Annotated in this window: 21 protein-coding genes and 1 pseudogene; 13 read left to right on the top strand and 9 right to left on the bottom strand. The window is 69.3% G+C overall.

Going from position 1 to position 23,599, the window contains the following annotated elements; translation table 11 throughout:
- Positions 1-5: 5 nt before the first annotated feature.
- Positions 6-1,526 carry a hypothetical protein gene (locus tag KIP79_RS31700; protein WP_214108634.1) on the top strand — a complete coding sequence of 507 codons (1,521 nt, stop codon included), beginning with the start codon at positions 6-8 and terminating at the stop codon, positions 1,524-1,526.
- A 4-nt stretch (positions 1,527-1,530) separates the two neighbouring features.
- Here the strand turns inward: KIP79_RS31700 and KIP79_RS31695 are convergent, their stop codons facing one another.
- The gene (locus KIP79_RS31695; protein ID WP_214108633.1) at positions 1,531-2,910 is read right to left on the bottom strand and encodes an amidohydrolase family protein; all 1,380 of its coding nucleotides are present in this window, start codon (positions 2,908-2,910) and stop codon (positions 1,531-1,533) included.
- 146 nt (positions 2,911-3,056) lie between these two features.
- On the opposite strand from KIP79_RS31695, the gene KIP79_RS31690 reads away from it, so the two are divergent.
- From KIP79_RS31690 to KIP79_RS31680, 3 genes are all read left to right on the top strand, one after another.
- Positions 3,057-4,058: a LysR family transcriptional regulator gene (locus tag KIP79_RS31690; protein ID WP_214108632.1), complete on the top strand. Its 1,002-nt coding sequence runs from the start codon at positions 3,057-3,059 to the stop codon at positions 4,056-4,058.
- A gap of 240 nt (positions 4,059-4,298) precedes the next feature.
- Positions 4,299-5,348, top strand: a complete 1,050-nt coding sequence (locus tag KIP79_RS31685; RefSeq protein ID WP_214108631.1) for a Dyp-type peroxidase — start codon at positions 4,299-4,301, stop codon at positions 5,346-5,348.
- A complete protein-coding gene (locus KIP79_RS31680; RefSeq protein WP_214108630.1) occupies positions 5,348-6,166 on the top strand; it encodes a family 1 encapsulin nanocompartment shell protein in 819 nt (272 codons plus the stop codon). The genes KIP79_RS31685 and KIP79_RS31680 overlap by 1 nt, the downstream gene beginning before the upstream one ends.
- Positions 6,167-6,194: 28 nt before the next feature.
- Here the strand turns inward: KIP79_RS31680 and KIP79_RS31675 are convergent, their stop codons facing one another.
- The 3 genes from KIP79_RS31675 to KIP79_RS31665 form a co-directional block, all read right to left on the bottom strand.
- Positions 6,195-7,139, bottom strand: a complete 945-nt coding sequence (locus tag KIP79_RS31675; protein WP_214108629.1) for a nucleotidyl transferase AbiEii/AbiGii toxin family protein — start codon at positions 7,137-7,139, stop codon at positions 6,195-6,197.
- Complete coding sequence (locus KIP79_RS31670; protein ID WP_308169988.1) at positions 7,136-7,735, bottom strand: hypothetical protein; 600 nt, start codon at positions 7,733-7,735, stop codon at positions 7,136-7,138. The genes KIP79_RS31675 and KIP79_RS31670 overlap by 4 nt, the downstream gene beginning before the upstream one ends.
- A 75-nt stretch (positions 7,736-7,810) precedes the next feature.
- Entirely contained in the window at positions 7,811-10,540 is a 2,730-nt protein-coding gene (locus tag KIP79_RS31665; protein ID WP_214108628.1) for an ATP-binding protein, read from the bottom strand.
- On the opposite strand from KIP79_RS31665, the pseudogene KIP79_RS49745 reads away from it, so the two are divergent.
- The 7 genes and pseudogenes from KIP79_RS49745 to KIP79_RS31635 all read left to right on the top strand — a co-directional run.
- Positions 10,440-10,901: pseudogene (locus KIP79_RS49745) on the top strand (AfsR/SARP family transcriptional regulator); the annotation flags it as partial. The gene KIP79_RS31665 and the pseudogene KIP79_RS49745 overlap by 101 nt on opposite strands.
- Positions 10,787-12,901 (top strand): ATP-binding protein, encoded by a 2,115-nt coding sequence (locus tag KIP79_RS31660; protein WP_308169987.1) that lies wholly within the window; start codon positions 10,787-10,789, stop codon positions 12,899-12,901. The pseudogene KIP79_RS49745 and the gene KIP79_RS31660, both read left to right, overlap by 115 nt.
- Before the next feature lie 142 nt (positions 12,902-13,043).
- Complete coding sequence (locus tag KIP79_RS31655) at positions 13,044-13,232, top strand: hypothetical protein (protein ID WP_214108626.1); 189 nt, start codon at positions 13,044-13,046, stop codon at positions 13,230-13,232.
- Positions 13,233-13,309: 77 nt separating this feature from the next.
- A complete protein-coding gene (locus KIP79_RS31650; RefSeq protein ID WP_214108625.1) occupies positions 13,310-13,837 on the top strand; it encodes a TlpA family protein disulfide reductase in 528 nt (175 codons plus the stop codon).
- Complete coding sequence (locus KIP79_RS31645) at positions 13,834-15,663, top strand: ABC transporter ATP-binding protein (RefSeq protein ID WP_214108624.1); 1,830 nt, start codon at positions 13,834-13,836, stop codon at positions 15,661-15,663. The genes KIP79_RS31650 and KIP79_RS31645 overlap by 4 nt, the downstream gene beginning before the upstream one ends.
- A 19-nt stretch (positions 15,664-15,682) precedes the next feature.
- Positions 15,683-16,738 (top strand): sensor histidine kinase, encoded by a 1,056-nt coding sequence (locus tag KIP79_RS31640; RefSeq protein WP_214108623.1) that lies wholly within the window; start codon positions 15,683-15,685, stop codon positions 16,736-16,738.
- 28 nt (positions 16,739-16,766) lie between these two features.
- On the top strand, positions 16,767-17,249 hold the full coding sequence (locus KIP79_RS31635; RefSeq protein ID WP_214108622.1) for a nitrilase-related carbon-nitrogen hydrolase: 483 nt from the start codon (positions 16,767-16,769) through the stop codon (positions 17,247-17,249).
- Here the strand turns inward: KIP79_RS31635 and KIP79_RS31630 are convergent.
- Both KIP79_RS31630 and KIP79_RS31625 read right to left on the bottom strand, forming a co-directional pair.
- Entirely contained in the window at positions 17,224-17,613 is a 390-nt protein-coding gene (locus KIP79_RS31630; protein WP_214108621.1) for a hypothetical protein, read from the bottom strand. The two genes, KIP79_RS31635 and KIP79_RS31630, sit on opposite strands and share 26 nt — an antisense overlap.
- A 218-nt stretch (positions 17,614-17,831) precedes the next feature.
- Complete coding sequence (locus KIP79_RS31625; protein ID WP_214108620.1) at positions 17,832-18,380, bottom strand: DUF1707 SHOCT-like domain-containing protein; 549 nt, start codon at positions 18,378-18,380, stop codon at positions 17,832-17,834.
- Between the two features lie 804 nt (positions 18,381-19,184).
- On the opposite strand from KIP79_RS31625, the gene KIP79_RS48685 reads away from it, so the two are divergent.
- A complete protein-coding gene (locus KIP79_RS48685) occupies positions 19,185-19,718 on the top strand; it encodes a COG4315 family predicted lipoprotein (protein ID WP_214108619.1) in 534 nt (177 codons plus the stop codon).
- An 89-nt stretch (positions 19,719-19,807) separates the two neighbouring features.
- Entirely contained in the window at positions 19,808-20,362 is a 555-nt protein-coding gene (locus KIP79_RS31615) for a DUF6529 family protein (RefSeq protein WP_214108618.1), read from the top strand.
- 130 nt (positions 20,363-20,492) lie between these two features.
- Here the strand turns inward: KIP79_RS31615 and KIP79_RS31610 are convergent, their stop codons facing one another.
- From KIP79_RS31610 to KIP79_RS31600, 3 genes are all read right to left on the bottom strand, one after another.
- Positions 20,493-21,659: a serine hydrolase domain-containing protein gene (locus KIP79_RS31610; protein ID WP_214108617.1), complete on the bottom strand. Its 1,167-nt coding sequence runs from the start codon at positions 21,657-21,659 to the stop codon at positions 20,493-20,495.
- A 13-nt stretch (positions 21,660-21,672) separates the two neighbouring features.
- The gene (locus tag KIP79_RS31605; protein WP_214108616.1) at positions 21,673-22,281 is read right to left on the bottom strand and encodes a MarR family winged helix-turn-helix transcriptional regulator; all 609 of its coding nucleotides are present in this window, start codon (positions 22,279-22,281) and stop codon (positions 21,673-21,675) included.
- Positions 22,282-23,273: 992 nt separating this feature from the next.
- On the bottom strand, positions 23,274-23,540 hold the full coding sequence (locus KIP79_RS31600; protein WP_250214149.1) for a winged helix-turn-helix domain-containing protein: 267 nt from the start codon (positions 23,538-23,540) through the stop codon (positions 23,274-23,276).
- Positions 23,541-23,599: the final 59 nt, after the last annotated feature.

Genomic DNA, 23,599 nt, shown 5'->3' with positions numbered 1-23,599 from the left:
CAGGCATGACGGCACCGAATTCGTCGGCGGTTGGCAGGCTCTCCGTCGGCCAGGCCATGCACATCGCCGAGCTGACCATTGTCCTGGCCACCCCCGACGCTCTCCGGCGCATTCGGGACTCCTTGCCGCCTCGGCGAAGCGACTGGCCTACGGTCGCGCGGCACACAATCGCCGACGAAGAGGGGTATCCGCCTGTCATCAAGGGGGCGAGAGCGCAGATCGAGGCTCTGCTTGGCCCTTGTGGGCCGGATGTTCGGCAGGCGGTCGGTGCCGCCGCTGCCGTCCGTGTTGGGAGCCGCTCCTATGAGGAGGTGGTGCTCGGCCTTGGGCTGGCTGCCGCTGACCTGTATGTGATCGGACGCGTCGCCGAGCGGCTGGGGGTGATCGGTGACCTTTTCGCGGGCCATGAGCATGTCCCTCGGATCCGGGAGCTGTTCGGGCAGGCGATGGAGGACCTGAGCATCGCGCGGATGGCGGTGGTCAGGGCTGTGCGGCTGCTGAACAGGATGCCGCGTACGCGGCTCTTCCCGTCGAAGGTCGAATGGGCCGCCAGGTCGTTGTCCAGGCTGGCGGGCCAGGCGCTCCCGGCCTTCGACGGTTCGGCCGACCGGCGCCGGCGTCCGGGGGAGCTCTGGTGTAAGCGGATCGAAGAAGCGATCTGGGCTCTGGAGGTGGCCTTCTCTCTCCCGCAGGCTCCGGCCTGGCCTCCGCCACCACCGTCGGACGCCGAGGCCGCCGCGCTCGCGGAGATCCTCGCCCGCCCGGACGACACCGAGGCCCGGTTACGTTGGGCGGAACTCGCCGAGGCGCGTGGCGCTCCCCAGGCCGCGCTGGTCCGTACGCAGGTCGAGGTGCGGGAGAAGGTGCGGGACTGGCCCAGCCTCGGACGGTCCGAACCTCGGCGGAGCAGGTTGCTGATCGAGTGGCACTCGGAGTGGGCGGCGGCCGTCGGACGGCTGGGCGCGCAGGAGGTCGCCTTCCGCCGTGGCTTCGTCGAATGGGTGAGCATCGATGCCGGGACCTTCCTGCGGCGGGCACCCGAGCTCTTCGCGGTGGCGCCGATCCTGTACGTCAAGCTCACCGGCGTGGCACCGCTGCTGCCCGACGTGCTCGCCTCCGGACTGCTGTCCCGGCTGCTCGCGCTGGACCTCTCCGGTGAGGGACTCGACGACGATCACGTGGCGGCGATCGCCGGGGCTTCGGGACTCACCCGCCTCCGGTCGCTGAACCTGCGCTCGAACCCGATCAGCGCCATCGGCCTGGCTCATCTGTACACCACCACCACGCTCCCGTCGCTCGTGCACTGCGATCTGGACGGCACCCTCTGCGGCCAGCAGTACGAGCTCGGCTGGACGGCTCAGGAGTATCCGACCGAGGAATGGCTGGCGACCCCGCTTCTGGCGAGCCTCGAAGCGAACTTCGGGCGGAGGGCCTGGACGACGCCGTACCGCACACCGCCGGATTTCGACGCGCTGACGGTGCTCATCGACCCACAGACGGGCCGACCACCGACTCCGCCGGACTGACGTCTCACCAGGGGAGAGGCGCGGGCGGCTGTGGGATGAGGCCGCCGTGGCGTTGGATGGCGTCCATGAGGTGCCCGTGTGACTCGTCCATCAGGGCCAGTCGGCGGGCGGGGTCGGCCAGGAGCCGTCCGTCTCGCTTCAGAATCCGGCCGGCGACCATGACCGTGTCGACGTTGCCCGCGTGCGCGTGCATCACGACGGCCGCCACCGGGTCGTTCACGGGCAGCATGTTCGGGGCGTCGCCGCGGATGACGATGATGTCGGCTTCCTTGCCCGGAGTCAGCGTGCCGATCCGTGACGCCAGCCCGAGCGCCTCCGCGCCGTTGATCGTCGCGCCTTCGAGGTGGGACAGGGTGGACGGCCGGATGTCGTCGGGGCCGTGATGGCGGGCCAACTCCAGGTCGTTTCGCAGCATCCGCTCCGTCTGCAGGGCGAGTCTCACCTGAGGGAAAAGGTCGCCGGAATTGTTCGAGATCACGTCGCAACCGAACGTGCATTTGCCGCCCACGGCCATGAACCGCCCGTGCGCCGGATGTCCCATCCCCATCTGCATCTCGGTTTCCGGCGTGGTCGAGATGGCGCCGCCGGTCTCGACCACCCGGCGCAGTTCGTCATCCGTTGTCTGATTCATGTGCACCCAGATGAGGTCCGGGCCCAGCAGCCCGGCGTCGTCCAGGAACGCCACCTCACTCACCGGTTGGGGGAACATGACGGCGTTGGCGTGGAGGGTGATCCGCAGCCCCAGATCGCGGGAGACGGTCACTTCCTCGGTAACCCTCTCGATGCCCGCGACCAGCACGTCGGACAGGCTGATCCCCATGGTGACGAGCCCTTGGTCGGACGAGAGCTCCTTGGCCCTCAGCGCCCGGGCATGCTCGATGCGCGCGGCGAGGGTGGCGAAGTGCGGATGGGGTACGGGGACGTCGTTGAGCCCGAGTGCGAAGACCGACCGGATCCCCGACTCCTGGGTGCCTCGCAGGGCGGCCTCCGCGTGCTCAGGTGTGTTGATGCAGTGGGAGAAGTCCAGGACCGTCGTGATACCTGCGTCGATCGCCTCCAGCATGCCGAGGTAGTTGCCCACGTACATGTCCTCGGGACGGTAGAAGACCGCTGACTGGAAGCGGACACTGCGGATGTAGTCCTTCAGCGACCATTCATGGGTGACACCGCGGAGCTGGGTCTGCCAGACGTGCCGGTGCGTATCGACCATGCCAGGCAGGACGAGGCAGCGGCTCGCGTCCACCATGTCAGCGTCGGCGGCAGACAGATTGGGCTCTACGGCCGCGATCAGACCATCCTCCACCAGGACGTCGGCGCGGAGAGGGCGGCTACCGGGCTCCATGGTAAGGACGGTGCCGTCGCGGAGGAGAATGCGGTCGGGCATGTGCGCTCCACAGTCATGAGAGGTTCCGCGCCAAGCACAACCCATCGCCTCGCGTCGCGTCCAAGACCTGTCGCGGCCCGATTGATAGCCATTCGGCGATCGCGCCAACCCGGTCCCAGCTTGCCTCCCGCAGGCAGGGGAACGCCGTGAGCGCCTATGACCTTGTCGCCTTCCCGTCAAAAGACCGGCTGAAGGAGGGTGCCCATACTTGGGGTATGGATCTCAACCTACGGCTGGTGCGCTATTTCGTAGCGGTTGCGGAGGAGATGCACTTCGGTCGTGCCGCTGCGCGGCTGTTCATCGCGCAGCCATCCCTGTCCACCCAGATTCGCCGCCTTGAGCAGGAGTTGGGCACGCCCCTGCTGTCGCGCAACACACGGAAGGTCGAGCTCACTCCCGCCGGAGAGCGGTTCCTTGAGGCGGCCAGGAAACTGCTCGCGGCGGCTCAGGACGCCGTCTACGCCGCCGCAGGAGACGAACCCCTGCGGATCGCGAGTATCGTCGACGGCCTGGACACGGTGCCGTTGATTCTCCGGACGCTGCGTCGGCAGCGTCCGTCGCTCGAGGTCGTCCACGGCATCGCGGGAATGATCCGCCAGATCGCCGAAGTTCGCGCCGGTCGTCTGGATCTGGCCGTCGGCCTGTTCACCGAGCAGCAGACCGAACTGGAGGCTGAGGTGATCCGCCTCGATCCAGTGAGACTGGTGCTGCGCGAGGACCATCCGCTGGCGGCGCACGGAGAGATCCCCGTGAGCCGGCTTGACCAATGCCGCTGGGTGTTCGGAAACAGCGACCACACCCCTGATTGGGTCGAATTCGTCCTGGCGTTCCTCGCCGAGGCCGGCGTCCGGCCCCGCCCACCGCATTCCGGTCAGACTCCACTGTCGAGCATGCTGGAGCAGGTACGCGAATGGGACGCGGTGGCGGCCTGGCCCGAATCCTGCCCGCCCCCCGGTGCGGGTCTGGTCGTCCGGCCGATCGTTCATCCCTCACCTGTCTATCCGTGGTCCCTGGTGTGGCGACCTGACCGGATGAGCGACCGGATTCGCGCGTTTCAGTCGGCCGCGCGAACCACCGCGGCCGACAGCGGATGGCTGACCGATCCGTTCAAGGCGGAGACCAGGCACGGAGACCATGTTCAGCAGTAGGGCAGCGTTTGATTCTGGCCTTGGAACGCTCCGTTTCACCTTTCTCTACTAGGCGTTGAAAACCGGACCGCCCGACGCGCCGCGTAGACGTTGAGTGAGTGGGGTATGACGGAGAGCGATTATTGGGAGTGGGTACGGGGCCGGGCGGCGCGGCTCGATGACGTGATCGGTTGTACCGGGCGTTCGAGTGGTCCGCTGACGGAGTCCGCACGGGGCGATGCCACCAAGGGGTGAACGGCGATGGCGGAGTCGCAGGTGATTCCCCAGGCGGTGCTGAGCCCGCTGACCAGGGCGGCGCTCTTCCTCGTGGTGACGATCGATCCAGGAGGCGAGTCCCGCGTGCGGGACTTGCTCGCCGATCTGACGGGCCTGGAGAGGGCGGTCGGATTCCGGTCGCAGGAGGGCAGGCTGAGCTGCGTCACCGGGATCGGCTCGCGGGCCTGGGACCGGCTGTTCGCCGGGCCGCGCCCCGCCGAACTGCACCCGTTCCGCGAACTCACCGGCCCGGTCCACCACGCGGTGGCCACACCGGGTGACCTGCTGTTCCACATCCGGGCCCAGCGGCCGGACCTGTGCTTCGCGCTGGGGGCGGAAATCATGGACCGGGTGCGGGACGTGGTGACGGTCCGCGATGAAGTGCCGGGATTCAAGTATTTCGACGTACGAGACCTGCTGGGCTTCGTCGACGGCACGGAAAATCCGGTCGGCCCGGCAGCCAGCGCCGCCGTCCTGATCGGTGCGGAGGACCCGCGATTCACCGGCGGAAGTTACGTGATCGTCCAGAAGTACCTGCACGATCTCCAGGCGTGGAACGCCCTGCCGGTCGAAGCCCAGGAAATGGTCATCGGCCGGAAGAAACTGTCCGACGTCGAACTCGACGACGCCGTCAAACCGCCCGACTCCCACGTCGCACTGACCACCATCACCGACCCTGACGGCACCGAACGCCAGATCCTTCGTGACAACATGCCCTTCGGCTCGGTGGGTCGCGGCGAGTTCGGCACGTACTTCATCGGCTACGCCCGCACTCCGGCCGTCACGGAACGGATGCTGGAGCGGATGTTCCTCGGCGACCCACCGGCCCGACACGACCGGATCCTGGATTTCTCCGTCCCCGCGACCGGCAACCTGTTCTTCGTCCCGAGCGCCGACTTCCTCGACGACCTCCCCGACCCGCCTGCCATCGCGGCCGCGCCCCCGGTCGAGGACGAGACGCCCGCGCCGGCTGAGCGTGACACGCGGTCGCCGCAATCCCTGGGGATCGGGGATCTCAGAGGAAGCGAAGTTTGATGAACAACCTGCATCGCGAGCTCGCGCCGATCTCCGCCGCCGCCTGGGCCGACCTGGAGAACGAGGCGGCGCGGACCTTCCGGCGTCATGTGGCCGGCCGACGCATCGTCGACGTCGCCGGCCCGGAAGGCGTTCTGTTGTCGGCGGTCGGCACCGGGCACCTGAAGACCATCGATTCTCACTCGGAGAGCGTGATCGCCCGGATCCGCCAATCCCAGCCGATCGTCGAACTCCGCGTGCCCTTCACTATCGACCGGCAGCAGGTCGACGACGTCGAACGCGGGGCCAAGGACGCGGACTGGCAGCCGGTCAAGGACGCGGCCCGCCAGATCGCCTTCGCCGAGGACCTTGCGATCTTCGAAGGGTACGCGGCGGCCGGCATCGTCGGTGTTCGCGCCGCCGCCACCAACCCGGCGATCGCCCTCCCGCCACACGTACGCGACTATCCCACCGCGATCGCCCAGGCCGTGACCGCGTTGCGACTGGCCGGCGTCAACGGCCCATACACGCTGGCCCTCGGCGCCGACGCCTACACCGCGGTCGCCGAGGCCGCCGACCAGGGCTACCCGGTCCAGGATCACCTCACCCGGCTGGTGGACGGCGACCCCATCTGGGCACCCGCCATCGACGGGGCCTTCCTGCTGTCCACCCGGGGCGGCGACTTCGAACTGCACCTCGGCCAGGACCTCTCGATCGGCTACCTCGCACACGACACGGCCAACATCCACCTGTACTTCCAGGAGACCCTGACCTTCACGGCCTACACAGGCGAGGCCGTCGTGGCGCTGCCAGCACCTGATAGCGGCGGCCAGGTTTGATGTGAGGTGCCCCGGGTCGGGGTTGCGATCAGGGCAGGCCGAGCGCGTCGGCCAGCCGGTCGCGCCAGTAGAACTGGTCCCCGGGCACCTGTGGATACTCGGCCCGGAACTCCTCCCATTCGGTCCCGAGCCCACGGATCATCCCGGCGTCGAACGGCTCGCCGTCCAGGACCTCGGTCAGCAGGTCGGGTGGCAGGGTCACCCGCTCGGCCAGCAAGACCGCGTCGTACAGGTCCTTGCCCTGGGCGTGCATGTCGGTCACCAGCCAGAGGATCTTCCAGGCCAGCGACAGTTCGGGCGTGGCCCCCAGGATCGGCGTCGGCTCGCCGCCCCCGGCTCGGGGTATGCCGGTGACCTGGGGCGGCACCGGCAACTTCTCCCCGCACACGAAGTCGAGTTGCACCGTGCCGGGCGGTAGCCCGTCGGCGTGCCAGGTGAACACCAGGCGCCGCCCCGGCACCCGGTCGTAGGTCCAGATGTCGTCCACCGCGACGTCGGCGGGATCGAGGCGTACCCCGTCCAGAGTCCGGCTCGTCACACCCTCGACCAGGTCCCGGAACATCGCGGCGACCTCGGGGCTGTCCAGCGTCAGTTTGGCGGGCACGACGACGAAGTCGAGGTCACCGGGGTCGCGGGCGATGTCCCCGATCCACGCCTCCAGCAGGAGGCTCCCTCTCAGCACCAGGTGTTCCGACCACACCGACCCGGAGATGACCTCCAGCACCAGGTCGATCGCGTGCCGCCGCGCGGTACGCCACCGCCGCCCGGTCTCCGGGGCGTCGAACTCCGGCTCCCCCGCCCGGTAGGCACGCTCGAACTGTTTCAACGCCGGATCGAAGATCGGTTTCTGCCGGGTTCCCGCGCCGATCGTGACCGGCAGGTAGGTCGTGGGGAACTTCTCCTCTCCCCGCTCCGGAATCCAGCCCTCGGGCACCCACGGAAAGGAGGAGTAATCATCCCAGGACGTCGTCATCGTTCCTCGATCCAGCCCCGGTCGGCGCCGGGATTGTCGTCGTACACCACGAATTCTTGTTCCGCCTCCAGCACGGTGAAGCCGCGCAGATCGGCGAGCAGCGCGTCCAACCTGCGCCGCGCTTCGGTCAGGCCGACGCGATGGCACCGCTGGGTGACGAACCACTCGTGCGATCCATCGGTACGGCTCCGCCGCGCATTGGCCGACACGTGCGCGCCGTGCCTCCCGGCCGTCTCGGTGAGGTCGGCGAGGTCGTCTTTGACGAGCACTTTGACGTGGTGCTCGAAGTAGCAGCCGTCGATCCCGCTGTCCTGGGGGATGTCAGCGTTCCAGGGCGCGGCTTCGATCTTGGCGCGGATGACCCGGTGGCCTTCCGCGGCGAGTCTGGCCGTCCAGCCGTCGACGAGGACGCGCTGTTCGGAGAGGGTGCCGCGGCCGGTGAGAGTGAGCATGGGCTGGGAGGGGGTGGCGCCGGCGGCCAGGACGATGTGGGTGAACTTGACGTGGCCTGGGGCCGCACAGGCGGCCAGGGCGTCAAGGTCACCATCACCGGCGACCGTGAGATGAATGTCGAAGATGCCCGCGAACTCCAGCACAAGATCATAATTTCACGTGAATGATTCCTCGTTCGACCTGATTACTCTCTGTTGCGGTCCCGCGCCGAGCTGGTGCTAGCTCCAGTACGACGGGTCGACCAGGTCGCGGAACTCTTCGTCGGACATGCCGAGTTCGGCCAGCTGCGCACGGGCGGCGTCCCAGACCGGACGGGCCTTGGCGGTGCCGTTCTCGCGCCGCAGTGCGTTGCCCAGCGCGATCAGGCTCCGGGCGGCGCCGGGGCGGTGGCCGGTCTCCTCGTGGAGGGCGATGGCGTCCGAGGCCCGGCTGAGGGCCGGCGCGGTCTCGCCCCGGGTGAGGTGGATCTCGGAGGCGGTGGTCATGGCCTGGGCCGCGAGGATGCGGTGGCCGGTGCCGCGCGCCAGCGCGAGGGCCGCGGTGGCGTAGTCCAGGGCCTGGTCGTCCGCGCCGCCCAGCCGGTGCCGTGCCCGGGCCAGGCCGATCAACGCGGTGATCTCGGAGATACGCTCTCCGGCGTCGCGTGCGATCCGCAACGTCTCGCGGTCGGTGTCGAACGCCTGCCGGTGGTCACCGAGATGGAACTGTACGGTCCCGAGCACGGCCCTGGCCCGGACCTGGAGGCGTAGGTGGCCGATCTCCTGGGCGACGGCGATGGCCTCCTGCGCGAGTTCGTGCGCGCGCGGCAGCCGGCCGGTGTCGCAGTGGACCGCGGCGAGCCGATGGAGTGACTCCGCCTCGCCGAGCCGGTCGCCGACCTCCCGCTGCAGGGCGCACGCCTGGTCGAGGTGGCTCTCGGCCAGGCGGAAGTCGCCCGCGACGCGGTACACCGCGCCCAGGTCCGAGAGCGTGTGCGACTCGCCGGCTCGGGACCCGATCCGCCGATAGAGCTCCAGCGCGCGGGCGAGGTGGTGCGCCGCCTCGGCGGTCCGGCCCAGCTCGTAGCAGACCTGGCCGAGGTTGCTCGACTGTACGGCCTGGCCGCCGACGTTGCCGGCCTCCTCGTTGGCCCGTAACGACCGCGCGTAGACGTCGGCGGCCTGGGCCAGCCGCCCGGAGTAGAAGTGCACGGAGGCGAGCGCGCCCAGGGTGGCGGCCTGACAGTCCACCCACCCGGCCTCTTCGGCGAGCTCCAGTGCCTTCGTGTAGTGGTCGATCGCCTCCTTCTCCCTGCTGTGCCGTACGTGCAGCCAGGCCAGGCCGAGTTCGAGTACGGCGGCGGGCCGGCACTCGCCGGCCGCGTAGGCCGCGGTCAGCGCGGCTTCGGCGCAGGCCGACCAGTCGACGGCGAGCATCCGCATGGAGAAGTAGCCGCGCAGCGCGGCGGTGAGGGTCCAGGCGACATGCGGGGGGCCGTCCGCCGCGGCCCGGAGGACGGCGGCGACGAGGTTCTCCCGTTCGGCCTCCAGCCAGTCGGCGGCGGCTTTGGTGTCCTCGAAGGTGTACTCGAAGGTGTCCGCGAATCGCGGAAGCCGGAGCACCTCGGGATAGAGCAGATCGGCGGCGGCCTCGGCCCGGCCGAGGAGGTGGTCGTAGAGCCGGGTCAGGGCCGCCCGCGTCTCGGCCGCGCCGTCCTCGCGCGCCGCGCGCTCCACCGCGTACGCGCGCAGCAGGTCGTGCATGGCGGAGCGGCCGGTGGGAGAGCGGTCGACGAGATGCGCGCCCGCCAGCAGCGTGGTCGCCTCGGCCGCCTCGCCGGTCGAGATCCCGGCCAGCGCCGCGAGGGCGGGAATCGAGATGTCACCGCCGGGGGCCGTGCCCATCAGGCGGAAGACCCGTTGGACGGGCGGCGGCTGGGCGTCGAGGGAGAGGTCGAAGCTGACGCGGACCGCCGCCGAGGGGTCTCCCGTGATCTCCAGGTGGTCCAGGCGGTCCGCGGCCAGGCGGCTCACGGCCGTACGGACGGTGAGCTCGGGATGGGTGGTCAGGTCGGCGGCGGCGATGCGCAGCGCCAGCGGGAGGTGGGCGCAGAGCCCGGCCAGTTCACCGGCGGCGTCCGGGTCGGCCTCGACCCTGTCCGGTCCGAGGATGCGGCCAAGCAGCACGAGCGACTCGGCCGCCGGGAGCGGAGCCAGCACGACCGGGTGCGCGCCGTTGAGCGCGACCAGCCCGCGCAACTCGTCCCGGCTGGTGATCAGGGCCATGCCGCTCGCGGGCAGGAGCGGGCGCACCTGGCCGGGCGCCCCTGCGTCGTCCAGCAGGACCAGAATGCGCCGCCCGGAAGTCAATGAACGGTACATCGCTGCCAGCGCGTCGAGGTCGCGCGGGATCTGTTCGGCCGGAACCTCGAGTGAGCGGAGGAAGCCCGCGAGCGCGTACTCGGGTGTCACGGACGATTCGGCGGAGTGCCCGCGCAGGTTGGCGTAGAGCTGCCCGTCGGGGAAGTGCGCGGCGGACCGGTGCGCCCAGTGCACGGCGAGGGCCGTCTTGCCCACCCCGGCGGTGCCCACGACCGTGGCGGTGACGGGTGCCGGAAGGCGCCGCCCCGCGGGCCGCAGGGCGTCGAGCCGGGCGAGCTGCTCGGCCCGGCCCACGAAGACGCCGCCCGGGGGCGGCAGCTGCGCCACCCGCGTCCACGGGCGCTCACCTGCGGGTTCGCGGGACGGCGCGGGAGCGGGCACACGCGCGGAGCCGACGAAGAGGTCGCGGTCGTCGTCCGCGAGCCCGAAGGCGTCCGCGAGCAGGCGGAGCGTGGTCGGCCGCGGGCTGCCCACGCGGCCGGACTCGATGTCGCGTATCGCCCGTACGCTCAGGCCGGACCTGTCCGCGAGTTCTTCCTGGGTCAGGCCGAGCCGACGCCGGTGCGTGATCACTAGCGGAGCGATCATCCTGGTCATCCTGCTGGATTCGGGGCGCGAAGCCGCATTATGCCATCGGCCCGCCCCGTCAGGCAGGAACCAACTGCCGGTCAACTGCCTGGTCGCGACATCCCCGGCAGATCACCATGGAGCGATGCCGGATGGGAATCTGATGACCACGGACTTCGGCGTTCTTGGGCCATTGCAGGTCCGCCACGGGGGAGCACACATCGCGATCGGCGCCCCGATGGTGCGCCGGCTGCTGGCCGTCCTGCTGTGCCGGCCGGGCCGGGCCGTCGCGGTGCCCACGCTGATCGAGGCGTTGTGGGGCGAGGCACCGCCGCCGAGCTCACGCAAGACCGTCCAGGTGTATGTGCGGCGGCTCCGGCAGCTGACCGGAGAACAGGGGCGCATCGCGTACGGCCCGGGCGGCTACGCCCTGGTCGTCACGCCCGGCGAACTGGACGCGCTGCGCTTCGCCGAGCTGACCGGGGACGCGCGTGCCGCCGTCGAACGGGGATCCCTGGAGGCGGCCCGCGCGCTCTTCCGCCAGGGCTCGCCCTCTGGCGCGGCCCCGCGTTCGCCGACATCGAGGAGCCGCTGCTGGTCGCCGCCGAGGCGCGGCGGCTGGAGGAGGAGCAACTGCGCGTCCACGAGGACTGCGCCGCCGTCACACTCGCCCTCGGCCTGCACGACGAGGTGTCGGCCGAGCTCGCCCCGCTGGCCACGCTCCACCCGTACCGTGAACGGCTCTGCGCCCTTCTGATGCTCGCCCTGTGCCACACCGGGCGGCAGGCCGAGGCGCTGGAGATCTATCACCGCACGAGTACGGCGCTGCGCGAGGAGCTCGGGGTGGTGCCCGGCCGGCTGCTCAGGAGCGTGCACGACGCCGTCCTCGACGACGGAGCGATGACCCTGGCGGCCGAGGCGGCGCTCGGGCTGCCGGCCGTCCAGCACACCTGCGGGGCGGACCCGGTTTCCCCCCGTCTCCTGCCGCCCGATCTCGCCGACTTCGCCGGGCGGTGGGAGCAGGCCGAGACGCTGCGCCGCACTCTGGCCGCCGGAGGATCCGTGGCGCTGGTGGTCGGCGGGGTGGGGACCGGCAAGACCGCGCTGGCCGTCCACGTGGCCCATCGGCTGCGCGAGCAGTTCCCCGATGGCCAGCTCTATGCCGAACTGGGTGGGTCCGGCGACCGGCCGGTCGCCCCCGACCGGGTGCTCGGCCGCTTTCTCGTGCCGTTGGGGGCGGACTGCCGCAGGCTTCCGGCCACGCCGGAGGAGCGGCAGGAGGCGTACCGGGCGCTGACCGCGGGCCGGCGGGTGCTCGTGATCCTGGACGACGCCGCGAGCGAGGCGCAGGTCCGGCCGTTGATCCCGAGCGGCCCGCACTGCGCGGTGCTGGTCACGAGCCGCCGCAGGCTGGCCGCGCTGGGCGCCCGGACGACGATGCGGCTGTCCGCGCTCGACCAGGCGGCGGCGCAGGAGCTGTTCGCCAGGGTCGCGGGCGCGGAGAGCGCGGACGAGTGGGCGGCCGCCGAGATCGTCCGGCTCTGCGACCGGCTTCCCCTGGCGCTGCGGATCGCGGGCGCCCGGGTGGCCGGGGACGAGCATCTGGGCCTGGCCCGTCTGGCGTCCCGGCTGCGGGCGGAGCCGTCCCGCCTCGACGAGCTCACCGCGGGGGACCTGTCCGTACGGGACCGCCTGAGGTCGAGCTACGCCGCGCTCAGTGAGCCGAGCCGGCGGGCGTACCGGCTGCTCGGCCTGCTCGACGTCCCCGACTTCGCGTCCTGGGTCCCGGCCGCGCTGCTCGACGTCTCTCCGGAGCAGGCGGAGGCGCTGATCAAAGAGATGCTCGACGTCCATCTGCTGGAGTGCACCGGTGCCGACGCGTGCGGCCGGCTGCGCTATCGCCTGATCGATCTCCTGCGGCTGCACGCCCGCGAACGCGCCACCGCGGAGGAACCGCCCGAGCTGCGCGCGGGGGCGGTGCAGCGGGCGATCGGCGGCTGGCTCGCGCTCGCCGAGGCCGCGGACCGTTCCCTCCTCGAACGCCTCACCTGGGACATCGGCGGCGTAGCCCCCCGCTGGTACATGAAGCCGGCGCGGGCCAGGGGGCTCGTCCTGGACGCCCTCGACTGGTTCGACGTCGAACGCGCCGCGATCAGAGCGTGCGTCGCGCAGGCCGCCGCGTCCGGGCAGCACGAGCTGGCCTGGGAGCTCGCGGCCCGCTCGGTCAACTACTACGCCGCCCGCGGGCTGCACGAGGACTGGGCGGACACCCACGAGCGCGCCCTGCGCGCCTGCCGGCACGCGGACAACCTGTGGGGCGAGGAGATCATGGCGCGCAACCTGGCCACGCTGCGCACGGCCCGGCTGACCGCTGAGCTGTGACCGGTGTCGCGCCGGTTACGCGGGCCTGCGCGTCACCCGTTCACCGCCGCGCAGCCGGCGCCGTCCATCGTGAGGAGGCGGCCCGACAGGGCCGGTCACGTCCATCCGAAGGGAGCGATTCATGACCCGGACAATCGCACGAATGGGGGACAGGCTCCTCAGCGCGTTCCTGCCGAAGACCGAAGCCCAGGCGGACACGTGCTACTACTCCGCCCTCACCGGCGGCTGCTACCACTACAAGCAGTGCTACCCCAACCCCACCGGCAACATCTGCCTGGCCTACTCCCGGGCGACGTGCAGCGCCAGCTGGGTCTACCTCGGTCAGTGCTGACGGTCTGAACTCACGTTCCGGGCTCCGGACCCATGACGGCTCCGGAGCCACGACCACGATCGGAAAGGGAAGCGCTCATGACCATCGGTCTGTCCGCCGTGCTCGTCCTGACCGGGCTCGTCGCCGTCAACCTGGTGCTGACCGGCGGGATCATCAGGAAGCTGCGCGAATACGAGCGGGAGAGGGCCAGGCACACCGACGGCCGGTGGCAGGTGGGGCTGGCCGACGGGACGAAGGTCCCCTCGTTCACCGCCGCCACGACCACGGGCGAGACGGTCGACGAGGAGGTCCTGCGCGACGGTGTCACCTTGGTGGGGTTCTTCTCCACCGACTGCGGGTCGTGCCTGCCGAAGGCCCCCGCCTTCGCCGACACCGCCACCGCCACCCCGGCGCTCGCTGTCGTCTCGACCGGTCGTACGGCCGCGGACGACCTGCTGCAGGCGCTGGACGCGGTCGGCAGGGTGGTCGTCGAAGGGGAGGCCGGTCCCGTGGCCACGGCCTTCGCGGTCGCCGCCTATCCGCTGTTCTTCCTGGTCGGGCCGGACGGCGCGGTCCTGGCCTCCAGCCACGAACTCGACCCGATGCGACGCCTCGCACGGGCATGAGGTCACCGGAGTCGCGGGGGACGGGAGCCGCGCTGCTCGCCGTCGGGGCGCTTGTCTGGCGGGCTGGGCCGGTTCTCGCCATGATCCAGCTCGCCGGGGCGATCGCCGGCGGCGCGGCGCCCGTCGCGCTCGCCTGGCTGACCAAGCTGCTGATCGACCGGCTCACCACGGGATCCGGGCCGAGCCCGCTCGTGCCGGCACTGCTGCTGGCCGTCGCCGGGGGAGTGGTGGCCCTGCTGCCCCATCTCACCGACTACGTCCAGCGCGAGCAGCAGCGCCGGATCGTTCGCCGGACCAGCGACGATCTGTTCACGGCCGTGTCCCGGATCAAGGGGCTGGCGCGGCTGGAGGACCCGGAGTTCCACGACCGCCTCCAACTGGCCCAGAAGTCCGGCCAGGCGACTCCGCAGATCGTGGTGCACGCGCTGCTCAGCCTGCTCAGCGGGGCAGTGACGCTGGTGGGGTTCGCCGGGGCCGTCAGCACCTTCAGCCCGTGGCTCACGCTGGTCGTGGCCGCCGCTGCCGTACCCGACGTGGTCGTCCAGCTCCGCCTCAGCCGGGCGCGTACGAAGATGATGTGGGAGACCGCGCCTCTCGAACGCCGCAGGGTCTTCTACCAGCTGCTCCTGCTGGACCTCCAGGCCGCCAAGGAAATCCGGCTGTTCGGGATCGGCGGCTTCCTGCGCGGCCGGATGCTCGCCGAACTCGACGCCGGGCAGCGCGCCGAGCGCCGCCTCGACACCGTCGCGGTCCGCCAGAACGGCGCGCTGACCCTGTTCGCCGCCGTCGTCGCGGGCGGCGCGCTGATCGCGATGGTGGCGCAGATCGGGGCCGGCCGGGCCAGCGTCGGCGACCTGGCGGTCCTCACCGCCGCCGTGGCGGGCGTACTGTCCTGCCTGTCGTCGATGACGGTCCAACTCGGCCAGCTCCAGCAGGCGCTCACTCTCGTGAACCACTACGAGCATGTCGTGCGCGCGCAGGCCGACCTGGCGGAACCGGCCACGGAGGGGGTGGTCGCCACGCTGCGGCACGCCATCGAGGTGCGCGACGTCTGGTTCCGTTACGGCTCGGGTCTTCCGTGGGTGCTCAGCGGCCTGAGCCTGACCATTCCGTACGGGAAGACCGTCGCCCTGGTGGGGCTGAACGGCGCGGGCAAGAGCACGCTCGTCAAGTTGTTGTGCCGGTTGTACGACCCCGGCCGCGGCGGCATCCACTGGGACGGCACCGACCTGCGCGACCTGCCCGTCGACGGCATTCGCCGCCGGATCGGCGCGGTCTTCCAGGACTTCGTCGCCTACGACCTGACCGCCGCCGAGAACATCGCCATCGGCGACCTCACCGCGCTGGACTCTTCTGGGCGGATTCAGGTCGCGGCGAACCAAGCGGGCGTCCATGAGGCACTCGCCGGGCTGCCGCTCGGATACGAGACCGTTCTGTCCCGATTCTTCGCCGCAGGACCGGGAGACGAGGCCGGTCAGGGTGTGCTCCTTTCCGGCGGGCAGTGGCAGCGGGTGGCCATCGCCCGGGCCCTGCTCCGCGCCGAATCGGCGGACCTGCTCATCCTGGACGAGCCGAGTTCCGGCCTGGATCCTGACGCCGAATACGCGATCGCCGAGCAGCTGCGCGCCTGCCGCGCGGGCCGTACCAGCCTGCTGATCTCCCACCGGCTCAACACCGTACGCCAGGCTGATCACATCATCGTGCTCGCCGAGGGCAAGGTCGCCGAGGAGGGGACGCATGACCAGCTGATGGCGCTGGGCGGTGAGTACGCACGGCTGTTCACCCGCCAGGCCGCAGGTTTCCAGGAGCCCGCAGTGCTGCACTGACCAGATCGATAATGGACGGATGTTCGCAGCGGGCCGGGCCGGGAGGGCGGTTGACGGGGCGCTCATGGCCGGCGTCGTCCTGGCCACGGTCGGGCCGCTTCTCCTGCCCGATCCCAAACCGTGGTGGATCATCGGCCTGGGGCTGCTGGCGTCGGTGCCGGTGTGGTGGCGCAGGCGGGCGCCGATGGTGGTAGCCGTGGTGGTCGGGGCGGCGATGTCGGCGATGGTGATGTGGGAGAAGCCGTTCCTGCCCTTCGGGCCGCTGCTGGCCGTCTACACGATCGCCGACCTGAGTCCCACGTGGAAGCGGCTGGCGGCGATCCCGATGATCGTGGCGGCCGTGGGCGCCTCACTGGTACTGCCAGGGGAGAACGACGAGACCTTCCGGCTGGTGGGGACCGCCTTCGTAGCCGCGTACGCCCTGGGCACCAGCGCCAGGGCAAGCCGCTCACGAGCCGCCGAACTGGCCGAGCGAGCACGGCGCCGGGAGCAGGAGCACATCGCGGCGGTGGCCGAGGAACGCACCCGAATCGCGCGCGACATGCACGACATCCTCACCCATTCCGTCGGACTCATGGTGGTCCAAGCCGAAGCCGGGCCGGTGGTGGTACGCAGCGACCCAGACAAGGCCGAAGCGGCTTTCGACGCGATCGCCAACACCGGAAGGAGCGCGCTGACCGAGCTTCGCGGGGTGCTCGCCGCCCTGCGAACCCCGGGCGAACCGGCGCAGTCGCTCTTTCAGCCCCGTCTGGCCAACCTCCCCGCGCTGCTCGACCGCAGCGGCCTCGATGTGACGAGCACGACCGTCGGCACCCCGCGCCTGCTCGCGGAAAGCGTCGAGGCCGCCGTCTACCGCATCGTCCAGGAGGCGCTGACCAACGTACGCAAACACGCCGGTACGCGCGCCGTACGCCTCACTCTGACCTGGCGGGACAGCCTGACGGTGGAGATCGCCGACGACGGCCGAGGGCCGGTGAGGGCGGCGGGTACGGGCTGGCCGGGATGCGCGAACGCGCAGCGGCCTGCGGCGGGACGCTCAGCGCCGGAGCAGGACAAAACGGAGGATTCATGGTGAAAGCTGAATTCCCGCTTGAATAGCCCGCATGATCCCCGGTATTGAGCGCAACTTCCGCCCCGGCACCAGCCTGGCCTTCCTCGACGACACCCGCCTCGGCCTCATCATCTGCAAGGACCTCGACTTCCCCGACCTGGTCAGACAGTACGGCCGGGCCGGCGCCGCCGCCCTGCTCGCACCCGCCTGGGATTTCGGGGTGGACGCGTGGCTGCACAGCCGCATGGCAGTGACACGCGGCGTGGAGAACGGCCTGACGGTGGCCCGCACCGCACGCGAAGGCTGGCTGACAGTCAGCGACAACCGCGGCCGAATCCTAACCGAGCACCACACCGACAGAACGACCATGACCACGGTCACGGCCACCCTGCCTCGGGAGGGCTCAACCACCCTCTACACCACCTTGGGCGATTGGGCCGCGTGGGCCTCGGCCGGATTACTGCTGATCGCGCTCGGTGCACTGACTCGTACGAAGCGTTCGGCTGAGGTCATGCGTACAGGAGGACAACGATGACGTGCGCCATGATGCTGATCATCGGGAAGCCGGGGATGGACCACGCGGTGAGCCGCCTTCGGCGGGTCCAGCGCTGAGGTGACCGCCAGAGAAAGAGTGCCGCCACCGCCCAGGCAAGCGGTTTGGCCATCCAGAGAATGAACGCGGTCGAGCTCCAGAAGCTCGCTGGGGCGCACAGGTCGGTCTCGTACTCGGTCAGTGGATCGAGTCCACACTCCTTGAGCTCTATCGACGTGCTGCCAAGCCAGGCGAAGAATTCCAGACTCCATGTCGTGACCGCCACGCCGAACAGCTGACCAAGGTGCAAGCCCGGAACCGAGGGACGTCGGCGCGGCCAAGCCGGTTCGACGGGCGTATCAGTCACGGACGCAATCTAGTGACTCTTGTACGGAGGCGCACTGGTGACCGATCGTCATCGGCAGGCTCAACGGCCATTTCTATGATCGGGAAGATGGTCCTTTGGTCTTGGGACAGCTGATGGTGGAGATAGCTGGCTTCGAGCGGAACTGGCTGTCCGATCAGGGGCTATTGTGCTCGCCGCGCCGACGCTCAGTTCAGTTCTGATGGCAGTGTCGGGCGTGCTCAGCGCGTGAACCAGCGGTGTTTGCGGGTTCTCCGGTAACGAATGCGCACCTTCCCGTACCCGAGCTTGCCGGTCACCCGCACATGCAGCAGACCCGGCCGAGGTGCGCCCGGGACCTCCGACAACACGCTGCCCCACTCGCAGTTCACGCCGTCTGTGTCGGCGCTCGCGCCTTGCGGCAGGGTGATATGGGCGGAGCCGAACTGCAGGTCGAGGTCCAAGGTGACCTCGGGGTAGTCGATCACCGCTTCGCTCAGGTCGAGGCGCGGACTGCCGTATTCGGACTCGACACGCAGCACCCGGGGCACCCGCCACTGCCCGGTGCGCACGATCTTGCCCGCCTTCGAGGTGAGGTTCACCACCTCGCCAGGGCGTTCGGGCAGGTCGGTGGTCAAGGTGGCCAGATCGCCTTGGGACACGGCGGTCAGGGCGCGCTCGACGCGCTGTTCCATCTCTTCCGAGCCCAGACGGCCATCGGCGTACGCTTGCTGGAGGCGCCTGACGGTCGTCTCCCGATCCTGGTCGGAAGCACGGGCTTCCAGGTCCATACGGTCACCTTTCCGATGGTCAACAACTTACGGGGTGAACGTCTCATCCTTAAGGTGGATTCGCCACCCACCGAGGACTGGATCGCCCAGGCGATCAAGGTCGAAGCGGTTCGAGCCGGGCCGTGGTCTTTGCGGATCTCCCCAACCGTGGAGGCGGCGACCTCGAACCCAAGCGCGGCCGATTCCCGCGTGGTTACGGCGATAGCCCCACGAGGAGGGTCCGCCAACTGGCTCGAAATCACCCGCACCACATGACGCATCGTCACCAGGACTTTGTGCCTGAACCATTTTCTTTACACTCCGCGTCGGGGTTAGGATTACCGGCACCGCGGAGTGGATGGTGCAGCTTGCATAGGGCTTTGCCTCGGCAATGTTTACGCGCACTCACTGTCGGCTATGGTGGTGAATGCGACAGTATTTGATGACACCCGGAACCGTAGGGTGTTGCGAGTGTAGCGGCCGAATGAACAGAAAATTATCGCCGCTGACCACCCGACCGGGAAGTTTCTCCACTCAGGAGAGAGTCTTCAGCGCTCAATATTCGAACCAGCGAGCAATACTGACGAAGGTTCTCCACGATAGAGAACAACGAGATCATAGATTTCAGTTGCGTCCTGTCGTTGCGATGCTGCCTTTCGCCATGATTTGGAGGGCGGCCGAACTGGCAATGCGCCGGGCAAGTTCTGACGGCGCAAGCCCTACGAGCCGGGCCGAACCCCGACTGGGCGACGGCCCCTGACACGGTGGGCGCTCGTAGAGACGCTGAAGTTTCCTTACCTCCGCTACCTGAACAGGAGCAGGACCGTGAGAATTTTCGCGCTTCCAGAACCGCGGAGAACCCAGCGGCGGTCTGTGCTCGCGCTCGCCGTGGCCTTCCTGGCCCTCGGCGCCCAGCACGCCGCGGCACCCGCCGCCCATGCCGCCCCGCCCGGGACCGCGAACGTCGTCGCACGCCCCGCCAGCGCCACCGTCGCGAACGCCACCGTCGCGGTCCGAGACTCCAAGCTCGGGAAGATCCTCGTCGACGGCCGAGGACGCACGCTGTACCTGTTCGAGGCGGACAAGGGCACCAGCTCGACCTGCTACGGCAAGTGCACGACCGTCTGGCCGCCCCTGACCATCAAGGGCAAGCCGCAGGCCGGCAGCGGCGCATCACCCGCCTTGCTCGGCACCACCGCCAGGACCGACCACACCACCCAGGTCACCTACAACGGCCACCCGCTGTACTACTTCGTCACCGACGCCAAGCCCGGTGACACCACCGGGCAGGGTCTCAACTCCTTTGGTGCCAAGTGGTACGTGCTCGACCCGCACGGCAACAAGATCGATAAAGGCTGAGTGGCCACGGTAGCCGCCGTACGCACAACGCGTCGAACGGGCTGTCGCGACGGCCCCGGCGGCCGGGATCACGGGAGGGAGAGACGGACGTGGGAGCCCCGCCGAAGATGTCACCGCGCCCGGCCCGGCTGCGGCTGGCGACAGCCCTCGGGCTCGCCCTGGCCGTGGCGGTGGCCTTGTACGCCTTCGGCCGGATACACACCCCGGACATCGCCAGCAGCCTGTTCGGACGCCGCGGCAACGACGCGAACCTTCTGAAGGCGCAACTCGGCACCGCCATGCTGGGCCTGGCCATCTACCAGCTCATATTGGCGCTGTGGATCTACCAACGGCTACCCGGGGCCGGTGCCGCCCCCCGCCCGGTACACCTCGCCCACCGCATCGGCGGAGCCGTGCTGTTTGTGCTCTCCCTCCCCATCGCCTACCACTGCATCACCGCTTACGGAGTGCAGACGGACAGCGCCCGGGTCGCCCTGCACTCCCTCGCCGGCTGCTTCTTCTATGGCGCATTCGCCGCGAAGGTACTCATCGTCCGCAGCAGGCACCTACCCGGCTGGGCATTGCCACTCGCCGGCGGCACCCTGGTCACTCTCGTCGCGATCCTGTGGTCCTCAGCAGCGCTCTGGCAACTGGCCCAGCCATAGCAGTCGTGGGTTACCCGACCTCGGGAAGAACGCCGTCGAAGGCGTCCGCGCCAAACTCAAGCGCCTCGTCGGCCGGGATCTCGCCACCGAACCCCAACCCGGGCACGTGCATGCGAACCGGGTCCGCCTCCTATCGTGGCGGGTGGCCAGCGGCGCGCATGATGTCGGTGAGCAGCGTGTGGATGTCGTAAGCGTGCGTGGTGTTGGTCATGACGGTGATTGCGAGGTCCAGGCCGGGGTAGAGGCGCATGCCGTTCCAGAAGCCCGCGCCTGTGCCGTAGTGCTCGACGAACTCCGGCATGCTGCCGCGGTGGTCCGGCCTGCGGAACCAGCCGATGCCATGGTCGAACGGCTTTCCGCGGGCCTGTATTAGCCGCATCGCTCGGGCGGATTGCGTGGACAGGAGGCGTTGCCCGTTGATGGCGACACCGTCGCCGAGATGGACCGCGGCGAGGCGGGCCGCATCCACGACGTTGCCGACGAGTCCGCCGTAGCCTGCGCCGGTGACGAGGAACGGACGAAGGCTCAGGTAGTGGCCGTGGCGCTCACCGGCGATGCCGGGGGGCAGAAGCGCCGAGAGCACGGTCGTGAGCAGGCGCGGCCCCCGAACATAGCCGGTGGCCATGTCGGCTTCGGGCGCGTACTGGTATCCGGTGGCGCTCATACCTGCCGGGGCCAGTACGGCCTGGGTGACGTACCGCTCGAACGGCCGGCCCGCCACCGCCGCGACGACCTCGGCCGCGAGTAGATATCCGAGGTTGGAGTAGCGTGCTGAGCCCCCAACGGGATGCCGGGGCTTGCCGTACTTGCGCAGAACGCGCGCCAGGAACGCGTCTGGTTCGTCATCGACGGCGGCCGTGGCGGGCCGCACCCAGCGGATCGGCAGTGGGTTGGCCAAGCCGGCCGTGTGGTTGAGCAACTGTCGTACCCGTGGCTGCGGCGTGACAGCGGGATAGGCAGCGATGTACTCGCGCACAGGTGCGTCAAGGTCGAGACGCCCCTCATCCGCCAAGCGCATCACGGCGGTGGCGGTCACGATCTTGGACAAGGAGAACCACAGGTAGCTGGTGTGGGGAGTCGCGGGGCGGTCAGCGGCGCGGTCGGCCAGCCCGAACCCCTCGGCATACAGCAGCCGGTCGTGGCGGGTGACCGCAAGCGACAGGCCGGGGATCTTCGATGTCTGCATGACGTGTGTGACCGCCGCCCTGATCGACGTCACGTCGATGCCGTCGTCGGTCGCGACCGGCGATTGTCCACTGGGGTCATCATGCGACCGGGGCCGGTAATTGAGAGCCATGTCCTGTTCCTTCCTAAGGACGATCGTCGACGGGCTGAGCCCGTACGAAGTCGATGTAGTGCCGCACGAGCCGTTCCTGCTCGGTGTTCAGCGGTTCGCCGCGGTAGGAGAGTCGTCGGCTTTCGGCGTTCTCTCCGATGTCGCCGGTCACGGTGTAAGGGCGGGGATCCATGCCGGTCGCGTCGCGCAACGCGGTGTCGAGGCGCTGCAACGCGAGCCGTTCGTCGAGGGAATCCGGCTGAAACGCCGGTGCAAGGGTGTGCATCGCCGCAAGGAAGGCCGCCGTCGCCGCGTCGTGCGTGGCGACGCCGTCCGAGCTGAGCCCTATGAGGTACGACCGGCGGTCGGCCGGATTGGGCGTCCGCTGGGCGTGGCCGCGCGCTTCGATCCGCTTCAGGTACGCCGAGACGGTCGTGGCGCCCATCCCCGTCCATCGGCTGAGCTGGCTCGGAGTGACCGGTCCGAACCGGCGCACCAGCGAATACATACCGAAGTCGTCCCCAGTGAGGCCGCTGCCCGCCAGTGCGTCGTCGAGCAGACGGGAGGCGAGGCTCATGACGAGCCACACGTCGAACAGCAGGGACATCGGGCCGGCAGACGGCGGCGAAGGATCGTTGGTCACGGAAATAAAGTACAATAATGCAGCAGATAGTCCAAACATGCAGTATTTCGCTGGCATCGCCGGGCATCGTTCACCGGATCGAGCCTGGCTGGGCCGATATTCGGTCGCCCGGTCGCGGCGGGAACCGGCACACTGGCGCCGTGGGCAGGGAGAGGCTCGGGCGCGGGCTGCTCGCCAATGGACCGATCGATCAGGATCTGCTGACCGCAGCCCCAGCGCTCCGGTCGCCGTGGCCGTACCGGGAGAGCCTGGAGTTGCTCGACTGGGCCTCGAACGCGCTGGCCGCCGCCGGACCGGACGGCCGTAATCGGCCGTATCTGGCCGTAGATCACCGGACTTGCGTTTGTGCAGGTGATGGGTTCGTTTAGTGGGTGCCCCCGGTAGGAATCGAACCTACGACACCAGGTTTAGGAAGCAAGAGAACTCGCGAGCTGAACATCAGTGCTGACCTGCGGAAATCGTCAGCTGTGCCCTCTCTGGAACGGTGATCGGGGAGGCATTTGGTAGTGCCTTCGGTGGCCTCCAAGGCCCCGCTAGGTCAGGCTCGGTGGCAGGCTATGTGATCATGGGCTACCGGCCAAGGTCGCCAGATCATGCAAGAACCACCTGTCGCGAAGCTGCGACCTGCCCTTCTGCACGGGCGCTGCGCTGGCCCGTTTGGAAGCCGACGCTATCGCGCTGCACAACCTGCTGGTCCGCTCGGTTCCGAGCAGCATGTCCGATGCTTCGCTAAGGATCCACTTCGCTTCGGCGCAATCCAGGTCAGAACTCACAGCGAAGACTTCCGATCTACCGACCACCGCGATAAATGCGGACGAGATGTCGGACCCCGCAGGTAGATTGCCGGCGTGGCCAAAAAGTCTCGACGGCAGCGGGCAGTTCGACAGCATCAGCAGGGCTGAAGGCTGCCGGATGCTGAGGCGGCCGCGCAAGTGGAGGTGTTCCAGCGTCGAGCGCTCCGGGTTGCGTGGCGGGAACTTGGCGTTCTGCTGTCACCCGACCCGTGCCTGCTGCACATCTTCCTTGGTTGCTGTCCTGCCGTGTTCGGTGAGCGACCAAACGGCCCGCGCGCTGTTCACGGTGAGTCCCATGCCCTTGAGGTGCGAACGCGCCCACGCGAGCCGATACTCAAGCTCTGTCGTGGGACCGTCTCCATGGGGCACCGCCTGCTGCTCCTCGCTGAAACCGCCCTTGGTGATCTCGTCATTGGTTCCAGAGCCGCCGATGGCTCGAAGCGTGATCAGGGTCGGCCAGTACATCTCGTTCACGGATGGAACCTTGGGCTTCCCGCGTCTCCCAAAATCAGGCGAAGGAGCCA

It is taken from the genome of Acrocarpospora catenulata (genome assembly GCF_018476525.1).
GTDB lineage: Bacteria > Actinomycetota > Actinomycetes > Streptosporangiales > Streptosporangiaceae > Acrocarpospora > Acrocarpospora catenulata.
This window is presented reverse-complemented; position numbering and strand designations above follow the sequence as displayed.